The sequence below is a fragment of the Nocardia arizonensis genome (assembly GCF_001310275.1).
Lineage (GTDB): Bacteria > Actinomycetota > Actinomycetes > Mycobacteriales > Mycobacteriaceae > Nocardia > Nocardia arizonensis.
The window spans coordinates 45,803-64,909 of sequence record NZ_LGYZ01000129.1; the positions used below are offsets into that span (position 1 = coordinate 45,803).

The following is a 19,107-nucleotide window of genomic DNA, read 5'->3' on the forward strand; positions in this document are numbered from 1 at the left end:
CCGACCGTTGACGACGCGGGGTCGTCGTCACAGAGTTCTCTCAGGATCGGTTCACATGTCTGCCAGCGGATACCCATAGCGTCGAAAGGTCCGTGAAATACCCGACATCCCTCTGGGAGGCATCACATGAAGCGTTTCCGCAGCCGTACCGCCGTCGCCGCACTGGCCGTCGGCGGTGCCGCGAGTGCGGCCGTGTTCCTCGGCCCGGCCATCGCCGCCGCCGATCCATCGAGCATGGTCGCGCCGCTGCTCAACAGCGACTGCAGCTTCGCCCAGGTCGACGCGGCCCTGCACGCCGAGGCGCCGCAGCTCGCCGCCGCGCTCGACGCCAACCCGAACCAGAAGGCCCAGCTCCAAGCCGCCTTCGATCAGCCGGTGGAGCAGCGCCGCGCCGAATTCCAGCGCGCGATCGACGAGAACCCCGAGGCCGCGCGGCAGGCACAGAACGATCCGCGAGCCGCCCAGTTCCAGGAGACGATCAACAAGGTCGCGGCGGTCTGCCACAACTACTGATCCGCACGCTCGGCGCGCGACCGTCCGCCGGGTCGCGCGCCGGTGCGAGACTGTTCAGGCGCAACCACCGGCGAAGAGATTCGAAAGAGGCGAGAGTGCCCGAGGTGACTGGCTCGACCCCGACCGTGCTGGTCGTCGACGACGACGAGGATGTGCTGGCCTCGGTCGAACGCGGACTGCGGCTGTCGGGGTTCGAGGTGCTCGTAGCCCGCGACGGCGCGGCCGCGCTGCGCAGCGTCACCGAGCGCGCCCCCGACGCGATCGTGCTCGACATGAACATGCCGGTACTCGACGGCGCCGGGGTGGTGACCGCGCTGCGCGCCATGGGCAACGAGGTGCCGATCTGCGTGCTCAGCGCCCGCGCCTCCGTCGACGACCGCATCTCCGGTCTGGAGTCGGGCGCCGACGACTACCTGGTGAAACCGTTCGTGCTCGCCGAACTGGTCGCCCGGATCCGGGCGCTGCTACGGCGGCGCTCGGACACCGCCGCGCCCGCCACCCCCGGCGCTATCACCGTCGGACCGCTCGAGATCGACGTGGCCGGCTATCGTGCCCTGCTGCACGGCTCCGAGATCGAACTCACCAAAAGGGAATTCGAACTGCTGTCCACCCTGGCCCGCAACGCGGGCGTGGTGCTGAGCCGGGAGCGGCTGCTGGAACTGGTGTGGGGCTACGACTTCGTGGCCGACACCAATGTGGTCGACGTCTTCGTCGGCTATCTGCGGCGCAAGCTGGAAATCGATGGCACGCCCCGGCTGCTGCACACCATTCGCGGTGTCGGCTTCGTCCTGCGAGCGCCCAAGTGAGCGACACCGGAGCGCGCACGTGAGCGGGCAGCCGCGACGGCGGCGCCGGTCGTTCTCCCTGCGCACCAGGGTCGCGGGCGCGGCGGCGATGGGCGCGGTCATCATCGTGACCTTGTTGAGCCTGTTCAGCATCCGGGCCATCGAGCGCAACAACCTACAGCAGAGCGATCAGCAGCTCGCGCTGGCCTCTCGGCTGGTGCTGCTGCAACCGGTCATCGCGGTCGGCCTGGTCGGGCTCACCGGTTTGAACAATCAGATCGCGGTCACCGTGCGCGACAACGGCGCGGTGATCGCGACCGGGTCGACCCAGCTGCCGGATCTGCCGGTCGGATCGCGCACCGCCGAAGTGGACGGCACTCCATACCGCATTCTCACCACGGTCGAGAACCAGCCGCAGGGGCGCACGGTGTCCCTTGGCATCCCGGCCGAGGAGGCGGCGCGGGCCACCGCCGAGCAACAGCGCTGGGTGCTGGGCGGCGCCCTGCTCGCCATTGCCGCCAGCGCGGCGCTCGGTTGGTTGCTGGCAGGTCGCGCGGTCCGGCCGATCGTGGATCTGACCCGTCAGGTCGGCGCCCACAGCGCCTTCCCCGATCCCGACAATCCGCAACCGCCGGTGGACGGCTCGGGTGTGCGCGAGGCCGAGAAGCTCGCCGAGGCCGTCAACACCATGTTGGAGCGCGTGGACCAGGCTCAGTCCGAGACCGCCGCCGCGCTGGAGACCGCCCGCGATTTCGCCGCCGTGTCCGCCCACGAACTGCGGACCCCGCTTACCGCCATGCGCACCGACCTCGAGGTCCTGCGCACCCTTGACCTGGACGAGGCGCAGCGCGCCGAGATCCTCGACGACCTGCAACGCAGTCAGGGCCGGGTGGAGTCCACCTTGGCCGCGCTGGAGCGGCTGGCCACCGGCGACCTCACCAATGCCCGCGACCATGTCGACACCGATGTCGGCGACCTGTGCGATCAGGCCGCTCACGACGCCATGCGCCACTTCCCCGGCCTCACCGTCGACATCGACACCGACGCCGAACTGGTCACCCGCGGTCTGCCCGCCGGCCTGCGCCTGGCCGTCGACAACGCGCTGGCGAATTCGGTCAAGCACGGTCGCGCCACCCACGCGGTGGTCTCGGCGCACCGCATGCCCGGCGGCCGAATTCTGATCACCGTGGACGACGACGGCCGCGGCATTCCGGCCGCCGAACGCGAGCGGGTCTTCGAACGTTTCTTCCGCGGCAGCCAGGCCAGCAAGGGCGGTTCGGGACTCGGTCTGGCGCTGGTCGCCCAGCAGGCCCAACTGCACGGCGGGCGCGCGTATTTCGCCGACAGTCCGCTCGGCGGCGCGCGGCTGGCACTCGAATTGCCGCCGCGCACGAGCGGATTCCAACTCGGAGGCGAGGACGGCATCCGCTAGCGAACGGCAGGCGAACGAAAACCGGCCGGGTGCGCGTACGCACCCGGCCGGTTTCGTCGAGCCGAAGCTCCTGTGCGAGCCGAGGAAATTACTGGGGCTTGGTCACGGTGACCGGCTTGGCCCAATCCGACAGCGTCACGTTGATGGTGCCCTCGCCCTTCTTGACGATGGCGCGCACCAGGTTCGGGCCCGCGCCGGTGGAGGGAGCCGAGGACGGCTGCGCCGCGGCCGAGGAGGTCGGCGGCGCGACATCGGCGATGTAGAGGGTGATCGGGAACGAGCCGCCGCCCTCGCCGACCCGCGGGACGATCGGGTCGATCACCGTGGAGTCGATGGTGCCGGAAACCTTGACGACCGCGACGCCGTTGACGGTCTCGCGACCCTCGACCTTCGGGTTCTGCACCTTCGCGACGACGTTGGCCAGACCCTTGTCCTTGTCCAGGATCACGCCCGGATCGTAGATCTTCTCCGAGGGGCCGAGATCGGCGTACTTGCCGTCCTCCAACTGGGCCCACATGGACTTGTCAACGACCACGAACTTGGCCTTGACGAACGGCGCGTCCGGCTTGGTGCGCACCTTCGCCTCGCCCTGGGCCGCGCCCGCGCCCTGCGGCTGGTTGGTGACGTCGGCCTTCACGGTCTCGACCGGAAGGTTCGCGATGTTGGTGACCGCGAGATCGAGGTGCACCGCTTGCAGGGTCTGCGTCGTGCGCGCGGATTCCTGCACGATCTGTGCGGCGTCAGGAAGCGGGCCGGTTGCTGTGGCCGCCGAGGCGGAGTTGCCGGAATCGTCGGAGCCGCATCCGGTCACGATCGCCGCGAACAGCGACGCGGCCACGGCTACCGTGCCCAAGCGCACGGGTGAGAGTCGACCGAACCGAGGTCGGTACGAGCTGGATACAGGCATTGTCGTGTCACTCATGGTTTGCCCCCAGGAGAGTGCAAGGTCGGTTCGACCGGGTGGAGTGGCAGCAGGCGCTGCCGATGGTGGTGCAGCACTTCCCCGGGCGGAGAAGCCTTCTTATCGACCGGACCCTGTGTGGCCGACCCTTGGCCGGGTCACGGTCTGGAAGGGCTGCGGGCGCCGACGTTACCCTGTGTCCGCCCTTCTCGCATAGACCGGGGGAAAACCCGTCGCAACCGCGATCCGGGTTAAGGGAACGTTTAGCGGGACGTTAGGGATGGGACGCACCATACTGACCATGACCACTGACGCGGTGTGCGCAACCTGGGGGAAAGCTCAGGCTCGACCTGGTGCGGCGCCGTGTGCGCGTCCGCGGCGCAACCCTGAAATCAATTCCCGGCCGGAAGCGATACGGCCGTGGAAGCGCGGATCGGATCAAGAAGGAAAACGATGACAGACACTCGCCCCGTTACGGAGGAGCAGGACCTCCGTCGCCCCCCGGAACATCCGGGCCGACCTCCGATCTCGAATGTGTGGGTATACAACGGGAAAGCCTACGACCTCAGCGACTGGATCTCCAAGCACCCCGGCGGGGAGTTCTTCATCGGACGGACGAAGAATCGCGACATCACCTCGATCATCGGCTCCTACCACAAGGATCCGGAGCGTATCGAGCGGATGCTGGAGCGTTACTCGCTCGGCCGCGACGCGCTGCCCGAGGACATCCACCCGAAGAACAACGCGCCGGACTTCCTGTTCAAGGAGGGTTTCGACAGCTGGCGCGACACCCCGAAGTACCGCTTCGACAACAAGGAGGACCTGCTCCACAAGGTCAAGGCCCGGCTCAAGGAGCCGCAACTGGCCGCGCGCATCAAGCGCATGGACACGATCTTCAACGTCGTCGTCGCGACGCTGGCCGTGGCGTACTTCGCCGTGCAGGGTCTGCGACTGGCCGAACCGGCGTGGATGCCGCTGCCGATCTTCGTGATCGCGATGGTGTTGCTGCGCAGTTCGCTGGCTGGCTTCGGGCACTACGCGATCCACCGTGCCCAGAAGGGCATGAACAAGATCTACACCAACGCCTTCGACTTCAACTACGTGGCACTGGCCTTCGTCACCGCCGACGGCCACGCGCTGCTGCACCACCCGCACACGCAGAGTGAAGTCGACATCAAGAAGAACGTCTTCACGATGATGATGCGGATCCCCCGGCTCTACCGGATCCCCATCCACACCGTGCACAAGTTCGGACACACGCTGACCGGAATGACGATCCGGCTGCTCGACGTCTGCCGGCTCACCCGCAAGGTCGGCGTCAAGGAGATGTACGGATCATGGGGTGGCGCGCTGCCGCATTTCATCGGGTCCTTCGGCGTGCGCCTGCTGCTCGTGGCCGAATTGGTGGCGTTCACCCTCGCGGGCGACTTCTGGGCATGGGCTCTGCAATTCGTGATCACGCTGTGGATCAGTACCTTCCTCGTGGTCGCGAGTCACGACTTCGAACTGGAGACCGAGGAAACCCACACCGATACCGAGGACTGGGCCATCAACCAGCTCGAACAGGCATACGACCTCAAGGTCATAGGCAACCGCTATGTCGACTGCTTCCTGTCGGCCGGACTGAGCTCGCACCGGGTGCACCACGTGCTGCCCTATCAGCGCAGCGGCTTCTCCAATATCGCGACCGAGGACGTCCTTCGCGAGGAGGCGGCGAAGTTCGACGTCGAATGGCTGCCCGCGAAGAGCTTCTTCACCGACCGTTTTCCGAAACAGATACAGACGTATCTGCTTGCACGTTCCGACGAGGCGAAAGAGCGGAACTGGGGGTTCGTTCGCGAACACTGCTCTCCGTCGGCACTGAAGACCTGCGCCGTGTACACGGTCCAGGGCTTCACCGGAATCGGCACAGTCTGAGCCGATTCTCTCGACCGCCTGGCGAATTCGCCGATCAGAAGGCGGTGTGATCACCACTATTCATTTCGAAAGGTAGAAGGTCGTGTCTGTGACGATCGATGAGGGCAGCGTGAGCCGCCCGGGGACAACCCGCCTGATGGCGGATGGGGAGCAAGGGCACGATATCGCCGAGCGCATCCTTCCGCCCGCACCGCCCACCACGGTCGGCGTGATCGAGAGCATCGCGACGGGTTCGCCCGCGCGGACATTCGATCAGGTCGCCGCGGCCGAGCAGGTCGCCGACCTGTTCGGCGACGAGCGGCAGCGGGAGCGGATAGCTCGCATCTACAAGAAGACCAGGATCACGACCCGCCACCTGGCGGTCGATCCGCTCGATCCCGAATTCCTCTCCTACAGCGGCGAACGCGGCACCATCCGGGAACGGATGAATCTGTTCTACCGCCACGCGGTTCCGCTCGCGGTGGACGTGGCCGGACGCGCGCTGGCCGGTGTGGACGATCCCGCCGACATCGGTCTGCTGATCTTCGTGACCAGCACCGGCTTCATCGCGCCGGGCGTCGACGTCGCGGTGGTCAAGCAACTCGGTCTCTCGCCCACGGTCGGCCGCGTCGTGGTGAACTTCATGGGCTGCGCGGCCGCCATGAACGGCATGCGCACCGCGGTCGACTTCGTCCGGGCGCATCCCGACAAGAAGGCCATGCTCATCTGCCTCGAGTTGAGTTCGGTCAACGCGGTATTCGACGACAACGTCAACGACGTGATCATCCACAGCCTGTTCGGCGACGGCTGCGGCGCGGTGGTGATCGGCGCCAGTCAGGTGCGTCAGCCGCTCGCGCCCGGCCGAGTGGTGATCCGCGACAGCTTCAGTCACCTGCTCGACGATGCCGAGGACGGAATCGTGCTCGGCGTCAACGACAACGGCATCACCTGCGAACTGTCGGAGAACCTGCCCAAGTACATCTACGACGGCGTCGACCCGGTGATCCAGCGACGGCTGCGCGCCATCGGTCTGCGCAAATCCGATGTCGAACTGTGGGCCATCCACCCGGGCGGCCCCAAGATCATCGAGGAATCGGTGCGCTCGCTCGACCTTCCGGCCGAACAGGCCGCGTGGAGCTGGGACGTGCTCGCCGAACACGGGAACATGCTGAGTGTTTCGCTGATCTTCGTGCTGGAACGCATGATTCGGCAATCCGAAAGCACCGCCCCCATCTCCACCGGCGTGGCGTTCTCATTCGCGCCGGGGGTCACCCTCGAAGGAATGATCTTCGACATCATCCGCCAGTGATTCGCACCCACCGGCAGTTCCAGAAAGCACGATAACCATGCAACTCATCAGATTCCTCATCTCGATTTCCTGGGTGCGGATCGCGGGCGTCATCGCCACCGGACTGGTGGCGGGCGCCGCCAACACCTACCTGGTCACGCTGATCAACAGCGTGGTCTCTCCCGAGCCGCGCCCCGACAACCTCCTGCCACGCTTCGCACTCACCGGAATCGTCCTTCTGGTGAGTGGCCTGATCTCCCAGATCCTGTTGATCCGGCTGGCGCAGGACGCGATCCTGCGCCTGCGCGCCGACCTGAGCGCGGGTGTGGTCTCCGCACCGCTGGAACACCTGGAGCGGCTGGGCACCCACCGGCTGCTCGCGACGCTCACCGAGGACGTCCGCTCGCTGTCGCAGGCGGTGACCGCCATCCCGGCCATCTGCATCGACGTGGCGACCATCGTCGGCTGCTTCGTCTTCCTCGCCGTACTGTCCGGGCCGATCTTCGCGGTCACGGTGGCGGGCACCCTGGTCGGCATCTGCTGCGTGGAACTGTTCCTGCGGCGGGTGCGGGCCATCTACCACCGGGCCCGTGAGAACGAGGACCTGCTGCTCAACTCGTTCCAGGCCGTGACGCTCGGCATCAAGGAACTCAAACTGCACCGCGGCAGGCGCAAGGACTTCATGGACCGGCACCTGATCGGTTCGGCGCGCACCCTGCGCGATCAGAACGTCGAGGCGGGCGCACGGTTCTCGGTGGCCCAGGGGCTCGGCCAGGTCCTCCAGCTCGCGACCATGGCGCTGATCCTGTTCGTGCTCGCCACGGCGCTCGACCTGCCGCGCGATGTCGTGGTCGGCTACGTCCTGGTGACCACCTTCCTGGCGATGCCGATGCAGAACTTCATGCACCGGCTGCCCGATCTGGTCCGCGGCGACGTCGCGCTGGCGAAGATCCGCGCCATGAACCTGTCCATGGAGACACTGCACAACGAGGAGCAGCTGCCCTACACCGATCGCCCCGCCGCCCCGCAGGCGCGGTTGGAGCTGGTCAACGTGGGCTACAGCTACGCGGCCGAGCCGCCCGCGCCGTTCGCCGACGGCCCCGGCGCACCGCCGCCCGGCGGGCCGGGTGGTCCCGCCGGGCCCGGTGGTCCGGGTGGTCCGGCTGGTCAGCGGCGCGGCGCTCATCCGCCGCACGGCCGTCCGCCCGCGGGTCCGCCGCCGGATGTCAACGGCCGTCAGCGCCTTGACCACGGCGCACACGACAATCGCCCGGTGCCGATGGGCGGACCGCCGGTGCTCGAGGCCGAGGAGGCGACCGGTTTCGCGCTCGGCCCGATCGACCTGGTCTTCGAACCCGGACAGATCACCTTCATCGTCGGCGGCAACGGCAGCGGCAAATCGACACTGGCCAAACTGATCACGGGCCTGTACGTGCCGAGGACCGGCTCGGTGGCGCTGAACGGCGAGAAGATCGACCACGAGAACATCGAGTGGTTCCGGCAGAACTCGTCGGCGATCTTCACCGATTTCCACCTTTTCGAGGACTATCTCGGATTCGACCGTCCCGGTATCGATGACGAGGTGCGGCACTACCTCGAGGAGTTGCAGATCGCGCACAAGGTGACCGTGCGGGACGGGAAGCTGTCCACGATCGCGCTGTCCCAGGGCCAGCGCAAGCGCCTGGCACTGCTGACCGTCCTGCTCGAGGACCGCCAGATCTACCTGTTCGACGAATGGGCCGCCGATCAGGAACCCCGGTTCCGCGAGGTCTTCTACAACGAGATCCTGCAAGACCTCAAGCGACGCGGTAAGACCGTCATCGTGATCACCCACGACGACCGCTATTTCGACCGCGCCGACCAGCTCGTCAAACTCGAGTTCGGCCGCATCGCCGCCTGAGCCGGGCATCCGCGAGGGCCACACGAATTACCGTGTGGCCCTTGCGGCGTTCCCGGGGGCCGCTTTTTCGTCGGGCCTCATGGAATTCTCAGAGTTCCCTCGAGATCCGCTTCCTACGATCCCCATAGGGTGCGGGCGTGAAGGGAAATCTCGCCCGATGGGCCTTGCTCGCCACCACCGCCGTCACCGCGGGCGCCCTCGGCGCCTGCCTCACCGCCTGCACCGCCGACACCGCGGCACCCACGGGATTCGCACTGGTCAACAGCGATACCGGCCCTACCGGCGCGCGCATCCTCGCCGCACTGGAACAGGACGGCGGCGGCTACGACTGGACCATGGTCGCCCCCGGCGAGGCCGACACCGACGACTACGCCGCCGTCATCACCCTGCCCGCCGACCTCACCACTTCCATGACCACCCTGGCGGGCCCGAATCCGCAGCGCGCCAAGGTCAGTGTCGCCGCACACGACAATGCCGACGAGACTCTGGTGAACGGCGCGACCGCGGAGGTCACCCATCGCATCGGAGCGGCCGGTGTCGACGCGGCACTCGCCGCCGTCACCCAGGCTCGCGCCCAGCTCAGCGGGGTGCAGTTCACCGCGCAACTGCTCGGCGCGGGGGTGAATGCCGCCGCCGCGGGGGCGGATCAGTTCAGCGGGGGCGCGCAGCAGTTGCTCGACTTCCTCAACTTCGCCAAAGATGGCTCGGCGCAACTGAGTTCCGCCATCGCGGTGTTGAATCAGACGGTGGACGGCGCCGCCGCCCAGGCGAATCAGCTGGCGGCAGCGCTGGATTCGACCGGCGTGACGATCGCCCAGGTGCAGCGGACCGCCGGAACGGTCAGCAGTGGCCTCGACCAGATTCTTCCGCTGTTGCGCGCGTTGCCGTTCGCCAATGATCCCGCCTTGACCGACATCATCACCAAATTGGATGGGCTGCGGACGGTTTCGAGTCAGGCCGGGAGCCAGCTCGAAGGACTGGATCTCCTGGTGGGCGGGGCGGTCGATCCCGAGACCGATTTGGGGACCTTGCTGCGGACGGTGGTGGGACGGCTGCAAGGGGCCAGTGCTCAATTGAACGAGGGGGCGAGACTCGCCGAAGGGCTTCCGCGGTTGGCCGAGACCGGTGGTGCGCAGTTGGTCGACGCCATCGGGCAGTTGACCGGTGGGGTCGGGCAGTTGCAGACGATCGTGAACAACCTGAACACGCAGACCGGGAAGGCCATGGACGCCCTGCCCGTTCGCAGCGGGACTCAGCAGTCGGCCATCGCTTTGGCGTTGACCGACCCCGTGGAAGTCGTTCGGGAATAGGTCCGCCCGATTCGACCATGACGCCCGCGGCCACGCGGGGCCACGGGCGTCGGTCGACTTCTCCGCTACTGGACGTTGACCAGGTCGATCACGAAGACCAGGGTCTTGCCCGACAGTTGGTGGCCCGAACCCGCGGGGCCGTAGGCCAGCTCCGGCGGAATGGTCAGCTGGCGACGGCCGCCGACCTTCATGCCGGGGATGCCGTCCTGCCAGCCCTGGATGAGGCCGCGCAGCGGGAAGCTGATCGACTCCCCACGGCTCCAAGAGGAATCGAATTCCTCGCCGGTCTCGAATTCGACGCCGACGTAGTGCACCTCGACGGTGCCGCCCGGGACGGCTTCCTTGCCCTCGCCCTCGATGATGTCCTTGATCACGAGTTCGGTGGGCGCGGGCCCCGCCTGGAATTCGATCTCCGGCTTGGTCATTCGGCTATCCCCTTCGATAGGTGATGGTGTACGTGGTGTTTCGGTTCAGCGATTGTCGACCGGCGCGTAGTCGCGTGCGCCGTATCCGGTGTATACCTGGCGCGGGCGGCCGATCTTGATCGGCTCCTGGTGCATCTCCCGCCAGTGCGCGATCCAGCCGGGCAGCCTGCCCATCGCGAACAGCACGGTGAACATGCGGGTCGGGAAGCCCATCGCCTTGTAGACGACGCCGGTGTAGAAGTCGACGTTCGGGTACAACTGGCGGGAGACGAAGTAGTCGTCGGTGAGGGCGGCTTCCTCGAGTGCCTGGGCGATGCCGAACAGTTCGTCGTCACCGCCGAGTTTGTTGAGGATGGCGTCAGCGTGCTGTTTGGCGATGGCCGCGCGCGGGTCGTAGTTGCGGTAGACGCGGTGCCCGAAGCCCATGAGCTTGACACCGTCTTCCTTGTTCTTGACCTTGCGGATGAACTCCTTGACATCGCCGCCGTTGGCCTTGATGTCGTCGAGCATCTCGAGCACGGCCTGGTTGGCGCCGCCGTGCAGCGGACCCCACAGGGCGTTGATGCCGCCGGATACCGAGGTGAACAGGTTGGCGTCGGAGGAGCCGACGAGGCGCACGGTCGAGGTCGAGCAGTTCTGCTCGTGGTCGGCGTGCAGGATGAGCAGCATGTCCAGCGCCGCGGCGACTTCGGGGTCGACCTCGTAGGGCTCGGCGGGGAAGCCGAAGGTCATGCGCAGGAAGTTCTCGACCAGGGTCAGCGAGTTGTCCGGGTAGAGGAACGGCTGGCCGACGGACTTCTTGTACGAGTAGGCCGCGATGGTGGGCAGTTTCGCGAGTAGGCGGATGGTCGAGAGTTCGACCTGTTCCGGGTCACGGGGGTCGAGGGAGTCCTGGTAGTACGCCGACAGCGCGTTGACCGCGGAGGACAGCACCGGCATGGGGTGCGCGTTGCGCGGAAAACCGTCGAAGAACCGCTTGAGATCCTCGTGCAGCAGGGTGTGCCTGCGGATGCGGTCGGTGAAGTCGTCCAACTGCGCCTGCGTGGGGAGTTCGCCGTAGATGAGCAGGTAGCTGACCTCGATGAAGGTCGAGGACGACGCCAGCTGATCGATCGGGTAGCCCCGGTAGCGCAGGATGCCCGCCTCACCGTCGATGTAGGTGATGGCCGACTTGGTTGGCGCGGTGTTCATGAACCCGGGGTCGTAGGTGACGTACCCGGTGCTGGCCAGCATTTTGCCGAGGTCGATGCCCGAGTTGCCTTCGGAGGCCTCGGTGATCGTCATGGCGTATTCGCCGCCGGGAAAGCTCAGTACCGGCTTGGCGTCGTTGATGTGGTCGTTCTCGGGCACAGAAGGATCCCTCTCAGGCTAGGACCGTCGGCATCGGAGTGCGGTCGGCACGGCGGTGCGATTACCTAGACGCTAGTCGCTGTCCACCCGGCCCGACCACGAGGGTGCCCACCCGATTACCTCACAAACACACTTTCGTCACGTGAGTATCGCTACCGCGTGCGGCCCGGAACGGACTCATCGCGCGCGCTCGCCGAACAGGGTCGGCGATTCGGCTCTCTCCGCGACCGATCGACGAACGAAGGCCGGAAAGGCCAACGCGGCCAGCACGACACAATGACCACCACCCGGAGCGACGACGGGGCCGCCGAGGCGCACGGCGACGAAACCATGAGCAACATCACCGGGGCGCGGCGATCACTGAGGACCCTGGCCACGGTCTGCGACATTGCCACGCGCGGCGCGGCCGACGCCATGGCGATGACATCGACCACGAAGGAGGCCGGCAGGATGCGTCGGATAGCCGGATAGGCGAATCCGTCCAGCGCCGAACGGAATCCAGCGCCGCCGAACGCGGGCGGTTGCCACACCGCCCACAGGTGGCGGGCCGGCTAGCGCAAGGGGCGTACCGGCGAGTGGTCGCGGCGGCGGCGTGGTGAGTGCGCCGACCCCGCATGGTCACGGACTCACGGTTGCAGTCGGTCCACGACCTGCCTGCCCTCGGCGACGCGCACCCTGACGCGGTTGTGCAGCCTGCTGCGGCGGCCCTGCCAGAACTCGATCTCGTCGGGTCGCAGCAGGTAGCCGCCCCAATGCGGCGGGACCGGGATGTCGTCGACCTCGGCGAAGCGCTCGGTGGTCGCGGCAAGGGCCGCGTCGAGTTCGGCGCGCGAGGCGATGGGACGCGACTGCTGCGAGGCCCACGCGCCGAGCTGGGATTCACGCGGCCGCGACCGCCAGTAGACCGCGGTGGATTCCGCGGACGCCCGTTCGACCGCGCCGCGCAGGTGCACCTGCCGACCGAGCGCGGCCCACAGGAAAGTGGCCGCCGCGAAGGGCACCTCGGCCAGTTGCATGCCCTTTGCCGAATCGTAATTCGTGTAGAACGTCACACCCTCGGACGAGAGCCCTTTGCACAGCACGGTACGCGCGACGGGCCGGGGCGTACCGCCCGCGACCGTCACGGTTGCCAGCACCATGGCGTTCGGCTCCGCGATCCCGACGGCGGTTGCCTGCTCGATCCAATGCCGCAACAGTGGCTCCCAGCCTCCTGCCAGCCATGTTTCGTCCAGATCGGTATCGTCGCCACTGCCGAAATGGGCGACGCCGTAGTCGACGCGCATCGCGGCGAGATCGGCGGGAACGGCGTACTCGGCAGCATCCTGACCGAGAGAGGAATTGTCCAGGTCACGCATGGCCCAGACGTTACTCCGCGGTAGCAGGAGGCTAAGGTTTTGGTGATCGGCATGTGCTCACCGGCACCGGCGGCGAGAACCATGCGACCCGAAGTGCAAGGAGAGTCACACCATGACTACCAGCCCCGCGATTCCCGACGGTAAGTCCGTCGTACCGAGCGATTTCGTCAGCGGCCTCGAGGGCGTGGTGGCATTCACCACCGATATCGCGGAACCGGACAAGGACGGCGGCGCGCTGCGCTACCGCGGCGTCGACATCGAGGATCTGGTCCTCGGCCGAGTGACCTTCGGCGACGTGTGGGCACTGCTGGTGGACGGCGAATTCGGCCGCGGCCTTCCCCCGGCCGAACCCTTCCCCTTACCCGTGCACACCGGCGACGTCCGTGTCGACGTGCAGGCCGGTCTGGCCATGCTCGCCCCGATCTGGGGCTACCAGCCGCTGCTCGACATCGATGACGAAACCGCCCGCGACAACCTGGCCCGCGCCTCGGTGATGGCGCTGTCCTACGTCGCCCAGTCCGCCCGCGGCATCTACCAGCCCGCGGTGCCGCAGAAGAAGATCGATGAATGCGCCACGGTCACCGAGCGGTTCATGACCCGCTGGAAGGGTGACCCGGACCCCAAGCACACCGAGGCCATCGACGCCTACTGGGTCTCCGCCGCCGAACACGGCATGAACGCCTCCACCTTCACCGCCCGCGTCATCGCCTCCACCGGCGCCGACGTCGCGGCCTCGCTGTCGGGCGCGATCGGCGCCATGTCGGGCCCGCTGCACGGCGGCGCGCCGGCGCGGGTGCTGCCGATGATCGAGGAGGTCGAGAAGAACGGTGACGCGCGCGCGTTGGTCAAGGGCATCCTCGACCGCAAGGAGAAGCTGATGGGCTTCGGCCACCGGGTGTACCGGGCCGAGGATCCGCGCGCCCGGGTGCTGCGCGCCACCGCCGAGCGCCTCGACGCCCCGCGTTACGAGGTCGCCGCCGCGCTCGAGCAGGCGGCGCTGGCCGAGTTGCGCGAACGCCGCCCGGATCGCGCCATCGAGACCAATGTCGAGTTCTGGGCCGCGGTCATCCTCGACTTCGCCGAGGTGCCCGCGCACATGATGCCCGCCATGTTCACCTGTGGCCGTACCGCGGGCTGGTGCGCGCACATACTCGAGCAGAAGCAGCTCGGCAAACTGGTGCGTCCCGCCGCCATCTACACCGGCCCCGGACCGCGTCGCCCCGAAGACGTCACGGGCTGGGAGAACGTCACGCACTCCTGATCGGATACACCGGCGCGCGCCGGGCGGGTTCGCAGCCCCGCCCGGCGCGCGCCCTTTTCGGGTTCGGTAACCGAATGGCATCCTCGCCGTCGTCTGCGGGTCGATCGCCATTGTCCCGTTCGATGACCTGCCGCGCGTAGCATCCATCCGCTCGACCGGGACGATGAGGTGTGTGTGATGGCGGACAAAGGTGTTTCGCGGCGACGGATGCTCGGCGCCGTCGCACTGGCCGGACTGAGCGCGGCCTGCGCCGAACCGGCGCGCGCGCCCGAATCCCGGGCCGCGCCGCCCACCGCCGTCGCACCGATCTCGGCTCCACTGGCCGCGCCGCTGCCACTGCCCGCCGCCGTCGCCGCCCGCTACGAGAGCGCGCGACCCCGGCAGTGGGGCACGCAGATGCCCGGGATCGTCGATTCCTTCGACGCGGCGGGCAAGCAGATCGCGCTGACCTTCGACGCCTGCGGCGGTCCCGGCAACAACGACGTGGACCAGGATCTGCTGGATTTCCTCACCGCTCAGCGGATTCCGTGCACGCTGTTCCTCAATAGGCGCTGGATCGACGCGGACACGGACCGGGTCGTCCGACTCGCGGGCAATCCCCTTTTCGAACTGGGCAATCACGGGGTCGCGCACCGACCGCTGACGGTCGACGGCCGCGCCGCCTACGGCGTCGCCGGAACGGTCTCCGCGAGTGAGGCGGCCGACGAGGTGTGGTCCAACCACATGCGGCTCATCGAGTTGACCGGCAGGCCGCCGCGGTTCTTCCGGGCGGGCACCGCGCACTACGACGATGTCGGCGTCGCCATCGCCACCGATCTCGGCGAGACTCCGCTGGGATTCACCGTCAATGTCGACCGCGGCGCGACCGCGAACGCCGCCCAGGTGGCCGCCACGATGAAGGCCGCGGGTCCGGGCGCGGTGACCCTGGCGCACATACACCGGCCGCGTTCGGGCACCGGCGCGGGCATGGTCGCCGCGCTGCCCGCCCTGCGCGGCGCCGGCTTCACCTTCGTCCACCTCTGACGGCGGTCAGTCCTCCCCGAGCGAGGCCGTCCAGTCCACGGCGACCGATTCGCCGCGGTCGACGGCGAAGAAGGCCACCTCGAGGTGCCTGCCGAGGTCGACGAGTCCGATGGCCGAAAGCGGCACCGGCTGCACCACCCGCACCCGCCACGGCTTGGGCTCGTCCCAGGCCCGTAGTTCCAGGTCGAGGCGAAGCACCGGATCGTCGCGGCCGGAGTAGTCGCCCGCGACCGGCGCGGCGGCCAGGACCGTGGCGTCGGCGCGGCGGCCGTTCGCCAGGATCTTGGCGACGCTGATCCGCGGCGCCTCCTCGGCGTCGGGCAGGTAGAGCACGAGGCGGTGGCGGTCGCCGGGATCGACGCGGCAGCACACCACGTCGCCGGGCTGCACCCACTCCAGATCCGCGTCGCGCACCCGCTGTCTGACCCGGGTCTCGTACGGCAGTTCGCCCTCGATGCGCACCCGCACCCAGAACACCTGTCCCGGCTCACCGCGTCCGAAGGTCTCCGCGCCGGGTAGCGGAAAGCCGGGACCGACCGCGCCGCGGCGCACGCCGAGGATCGTGGCGACCCCCGCGGTCCCCCGCAACAACAGTTCGCGGCGCGCGGCGCCGGAAAGCACCCCGGTCCGCAACCCGAAATTCCACGCGAGTGCGCGCCGCCCCGAGCCCGCCGACGCGGTACTCATACCCGCACCTCGACCGCCACCCTGTGCTCGTCCATGGGAGCTAACGGTAACCCGCGTGTGGCCTGTGACACAGTGCGAACGGCCACCGGGAACCGGCCCGGACCGGCCCGTGACCCCTCTCTCGCCGCCATGAGGTACCCGAATCGGGATCGCCATTACGACGGCCCGCCGCCGCTCGGACGCATTTTCAGATGTGAGAACAAACACAACAACGGACGTCCGTGCGACCCGGCGCGTCGGACCCGCGCGTCGCGCGACACGGTGGCGCACGACCGGCAAACGGGATCGGCGAACCGAAGGCGCCGGGCCCGCGCCCTATCCACGCGAATATGGCCGCGACCGGCTTCCGTACCGACCGACCGGACTGCCGGCGATCGCATGGCAACCGCCGCACCCGCGCGGACGGATCGGGCGGGCACGTCTTAGGCTTGTGCCCATGACCTCTGCGTTCCCGACGATCCCCGACGATCTCAAGCCCGCCGACGGCCGCTTCGGGTGCGGACCCTCCAAGGTGCGCCCGGAGCAGTTGCAGTCCCTGGTCGAGGTCGGCGCCTCGGTGTTCGGAACCTCTCACCGGCAGAAGCCGGTCAAAGACGTGGTCGCCCGGATCCGCTCGGGCCTGCGCGAACTGTTCTCGCTGCCGCCGGATTACGAGGTCGTGCTCGGCAACGGCGGCACAACGGCGTTCTGGGACGCCGCCGCGTTCGGCCTGATCCGCGAGCGTTCGCTGCACCTGACCAACGGCGAGTTCTCCAGCAAATTCGCCGCGGTGGCCAAGGGCAATCCGTTCATCGGCGACCCGATCGTCATCTCCGCCGAACCCGGCAGCGCGCCCGAACCGGTCGCCGACCCCTCGGCCGACCTCATCGGCTGGGCGCACAACGAGACCTCCACCGGCGTCGCGATCCCGGTGCGGCGTCCGGCCGGTTCGGGCGACGCGCTCATCGCCATCGACGCCACCTCCGGCGCGGGCGGACTCCCGGTGACCATCACCGATGCCGATGTCTACTACTTCGCGCCGCAGAAGTGCTTCGCCGCCGACGGCGGGCTGTGGATCGCGCTCATGAGCCCGGCCGCACTGGCCCGGGTCGAGGAGATCAAGTCCGCGGGCCGCTGGACCCCGGAGTTCCTCTCGCTGCCAGTCGCGATCGACAACAGCCTGAAGGACCAGACCTACAACACCCCGGCGCTGGCAACCCTGCTGCTGTTCGCCGACCAGATCGAATGGCTCAATCGCAACGGCGGTCTGGACTGGGCGGTCAAGCGCACGCTGGATTCCTCCTCGCGGCTGTATTCCTGGGCCGAGTCGAGCGAATACGCCACCCCGTACGTCATCGATCCGGCGCACCGCTCCCAGGTGGTCGGCACCATCGATTTCGCGGATTCGGTGGACGCCGCCGCGGTCGCGAAGGTGCTGCGCGCCAATGGCATCGTCGATACCGAGCCGTACCGCAAACTGGGCCGCAACCAACTGCGCATCGGCATGTTCCCGGCCATCGATCCCGACGACGTCAGCCAACTGACCCGCAGCATCGACTGGGTCGTCGAGAAACTGGCGTGAATTTCCGCGAATAACCGCAACGCGCGAGCAATCACCCGGCCGCGCCGAGGTTTCCGTAATTCGACCCGCCTCGGGTAAGAGTTTCGCGAACCTCGCGCGCGCCCCGGTTGTGTGTCGCGCGGACTCCCGCGATGATGTACGACACGCCCCGATCCGAAGTCGGGCGAGTCGCGTGTAGACGTGGCAAACCGAAACGAACAGAGCAGATTAGCCGTTGCGACGGCCTGCCCGCAGATTTTCGGCCCGCGTGTCTTGCCTCGAGATCATGAGCTGTGCACTACTGTTGCGAAACAGTGGGCGGTGTCGCGAGTCGACGCGATAAGGAGGTAACGGTGCGTGAACTTCGAGTCATCGGGGTGACGCCCGACTCCACCCACATCGTGTGCATCGACACCGAGTCGGGAACCAAGTTCCGGCTGCCCGCCGACGACAAACTTCGAGCCGCTGCCCGCGGAGACCTAGCACGATTCGGCCAGATCGAGATCGAAATGGAAGCAACCATGCGTCCTCGCGATATCCAGGCCCGTATCCGCGCCGGTGCCTCCGTCGAACAGGTCACCGAGGAATCGGGCATGCCGTCGAGCCGGGTCGAGCGTTTCGCGTATCCGGTTCTGCTGGAACGCGCCCGCGCCGCCGAATTGGCGCAGAAGGCGCATCCGGTGCGACCGGACGGACCCGCGGTGGAGACACTCATCGATGTCGTCACCGCCGCCTTCACCGAACGCGGGCACACCCTCGAGAACGCCGAGTGGGATGCCTGGAAGGACGAGAAGGGTTTCTGGGTCGCCCAGTTGCAGTGGCAGAACGGCCGATCCGAGATCGCCGCGCACTGGCGCTACCAGCCCGACGCGCACGGCGGTTCGGTCTCCCCGCTCGACGATCCGGCCACGGATCTGATCGACCCCGACTTCGGCCGTGCACTGCGCGGACTCGCCTCGATCCTGCCCGAGCAGGCCGAAATCGAGACCGCGCCCGCACCGGAACCGCCCGCCGAGCCGCCGCGCGCGCCACGGGAGAGCGCGACCTCCCCGCGCACCGCCGCCCGGCCGGCCCAGCAGCGCGAGGAGTTCTACGAACAGCGCGCCGTCGCCGCGGGCGGTGCGCCCGCGGCGATTCCGGCGAGCAATGGTTCGGGCGGCGGCGCGTCTGCCGCGGTTCCGCCCGCGAACAGCGCCCAGGCGCCCGCGGCTTCGGCGAGCACGCCCGCCGAAGATCCGACGAAGGGCGATGCCAAGTCCGCGCCCGCCAAGCCCGCCCGCACCAAGCGCGGCAAGGCGCCCATGCCGTCCTGGGAGGACGTGCTGCTCGGGGTGCGCAGTTCCGGTCACTGAGTTCGTCTGGCGCGCCGAGACTTCGACGCACCGGTGCGCACGGACCTGTCGCCGCCGTTAGCTGATCAGCTGCCAGTACCCCTTCCACC

The 19,107-nt window shown here is 67.9% G+C and carries 17 protein-coding genes; 12 read left to right on the top strand and 5 right to left on the bottom strand.

The annotated features are described in order from the left end of the window. The first annotated feature begins 126 nt into the window (after positions 1-126). From APZ21_RS29055 to APZ21_RS29065, 3 genes are all read left to right on the top strand, one after another. The gene (locus APZ21_RS29055) at positions 127-513 is read left to right on the top strand and encodes a hemophore-related protein (protein ID WP_054816469.1); all 387 of its coding nucleotides are present in this window, start codon (positions 127-129) and stop codon (positions 511-513) included. Between the two features lie 104 nt (positions 514-617). After that, positions 618-1,319 (top strand): response regulator transcription factor, encoded by a 702-nt coding sequence (locus APZ21_RS29060; protein WP_156371402.1) that lies wholly within the window; start codon positions 618-620, stop codon positions 1,317-1,319. Between the two features lie 88 nt (positions 1,320-1,407). Continuing rightward, positions 1,408-2,730: a sensor histidine kinase gene (locus tag APZ21_RS29065; RefSeq protein WP_054816471.1), complete on the top strand. Its 1,323-nt coding sequence runs from the start codon at positions 1,408-1,410 to the stop codon at positions 2,728-2,730. 88 nt (positions 2,731-2,818) lie between these two features. Here APZ21_RS29065 and APZ21_RS29070 read toward each other — a convergent pair whose 3' ends face one another. Further along, positions 2,819-3,652 (bottom strand): LppX_LprAFG lipoprotein, encoded by an 834-nt coding sequence (locus tag APZ21_RS29070; RefSeq protein ID WP_371852312.1) that lies wholly within the window; start codon positions 3,650-3,652, stop codon positions 2,819-2,821. 432 nt (positions 3,653-4,084) lie between these two features. Here APZ21_RS29070 and APZ21_RS29075 point away from each other — a divergent pair, with 432 nt between their 5' ends. The 4 genes from APZ21_RS29075 (at position 4,085) to APZ21_RS29090 (ending at position 10,025) form a co-directional block, all read left to right on the top strand. Continuing rightward, positions 4,085-5,548: a cytochrome b5 domain-containing protein gene (locus APZ21_RS29075; protein ID WP_054816473.1), complete on the top strand. Its 1,464-nt coding sequence runs from the start codon at positions 4,085-4,087 to the stop codon at positions 5,546-5,548. Between the two features lie 136 nt (positions 5,549-5,684). After that, a complete protein-coding gene (locus APZ21_RS29080) occupies positions 5,685-6,836 on the top strand; it encodes a type III polyketide synthase (RefSeq protein ID WP_054816665.1) in 1,152 nt (383 codons plus the stop codon). Between the two features lie 37 nt (positions 6,837-6,873). Further along, positions 6,874-8,715, top strand: a complete 1,842-nt coding sequence (locus tag APZ21_RS29085) for an ATP-binding cassette domain-containing protein (protein ID WP_054816474.1) — start codon at positions 6,874-6,876, stop codon at positions 8,713-8,715. Positions 8,716-8,852: 137 nt separating this feature from the next. Further along, positions 8,853-10,025: a YhgE/Pip domain-containing protein gene (locus tag APZ21_RS29090; protein WP_054816475.1), complete on the top strand. Its 1,173-nt coding sequence runs from the start codon at positions 8,853-8,855 to the stop codon at positions 10,023-10,025. 65 nt (positions 10,026-10,090) lie between these two features. On the opposite strand, the gene APZ21_RS29095 is transcribed toward APZ21_RS29090, so the two are convergent. Next, positions 10,091-10,450, bottom strand: coding sequence for an FKBP-type peptidyl-prolyl cis-trans isomerase (locus tag APZ21_RS29095; RefSeq protein ID WP_054816476.1), 360 nt, complete (start codon positions 10,448-10,450; stop codon positions 10,091-10,093). A gap of 45 nt (positions 10,451-10,495) precedes the next feature. After that, a complete protein-coding gene (locus APZ21_RS29100; RefSeq protein ID WP_082393545.1) occupies positions 10,496-11,800 on the bottom strand; it encodes a citrate synthase in 1,305 nt (434 codons plus the stop codon). 276 nt (positions 11,801-12,076) lie between these two features. Between APZ21_RS29100 and APZ21_RS34485 the strand changes: the two genes are divergently transcribed. Beyond that, on the top strand, positions 12,077-12,271 hold the full coding sequence (locus tag APZ21_RS34485) for a hypothetical protein (RefSeq protein ID WP_156371389.1): 195 nt from the start codon (positions 12,077-12,079) through the stop codon (positions 12,269-12,271). Positions 12,272-12,426: 155 nt separating this feature from the next. On the opposite strand, the gene pdxH is transcribed toward APZ21_RS34485, so the two are convergent. Beyond that, the gene (pdxH, locus tag APZ21_RS29110) at positions 12,427-13,155 is read right to left on the bottom strand and encodes a pyridoxamine 5'-phosphate oxidase (protein WP_054816478.1); all 729 of its coding nucleotides are present in this window, start codon (positions 13,153-13,155) and stop codon (positions 12,427-12,429) included. A 112-nt stretch (positions 13,156-13,267) separates the two neighbouring features. Here pdxH and APZ21_RS29115 point away from each other — a divergent pair, with 112 nt between their 5' ends. Both APZ21_RS29115 and APZ21_RS29120 read left to right on the top strand, forming a co-directional pair. Further along, positions 13,268-14,416, top strand: coding sequence for a citrate synthase 2 (locus APZ21_RS29115; RefSeq protein WP_054816479.1), 1,149 nt, complete (start codon positions 13,268-13,270; stop codon positions 14,414-14,416). 177 nt (positions 14,417-14,593) lie between these two features. Then, entirely contained in the window at positions 14,594-15,439 is an 846-nt protein-coding gene (locus APZ21_RS29120; protein ID WP_239476886.1) for a polysaccharide deacetylase family protein, read from the top strand. Positions 15,440-15,445: 6 nt separating this feature from the next. Here the strand turns inward: APZ21_RS29120 and APZ21_RS29125 are convergent, their stop codons facing one another. Next, a complete protein-coding gene (locus APZ21_RS29125; RefSeq protein ID WP_054816480.1) occupies positions 15,446-16,126 on the bottom strand; it encodes a hypothetical protein in 681 nt (226 codons plus the stop codon). Positions 16,127-16,562: 436 nt separating this feature from the next. Here APZ21_RS29125 and serC point away from each other — a divergent pair, with 436 nt between their 5' ends. Both serC and sepH read left to right on the top strand, forming a co-directional pair. After that, positions 16,563-17,687, top strand: a complete 1,125-nt coding sequence (gene serC / locus APZ21_RS29130; protein WP_054816481.1) for a phosphoserine transaminase — start codon at positions 16,563-16,565, stop codon at positions 17,685-17,687. A gap of 332 nt (positions 17,688-18,019) precedes the next feature. Then, a complete protein-coding gene (gene sepH / locus APZ21_RS29135) occupies positions 18,020-19,018 on the top strand; it encodes a septation protein SepH (protein WP_054816482.1) in 999 nt (332 codons plus the stop codon). Positions 19,019-19,107 lie beyond the last annotated feature (89 nt).